At 48.0% G+C, this 229-nt stretch carries 1 protein-coding gene; it reads left to right on the top strand.

The window, feature by feature from the left end:
• The coding region (locus tag Q4528_RS16640) for a GTP cyclohydrolase, FolE2/MptA family (RefSeq protein WP_303522915.1) at positions 1 to 229 on the top strand (229 nt) is incomplete at both ends.

Below are 229 nucleotides of genomic sequence, written 5' to 3' on the forward strand. Positions count from 1 at the left end.
GGATATTGAGTTATCAGTAGAAGTTCCTTATTCATCCACCTGCCCGTGTTCGGCGGCCTTGTCTAGACAACTCATTCAAGAAGCCTTTGCCGACAAATTTGGTAAGCAACAGGTATCTGGCGAAGCAGTACATCAATGGCTAGGCAGTAGCGAAGGCATAGTAGCCACGCCTCACAGCCAGCGCAGTATTGCTCAAATCAAAGTGAAGCTAAGTGAACAAGCCAGTGAC

This window comes from Staphylococcus pasteuri, from assembly GCF_030547725.1.
GTDB lineage: Bacteria > Bacillota > Bacilli > Staphylococcales > Staphylococcaceae > Staphylococcus > Staphylococcus pasteuri.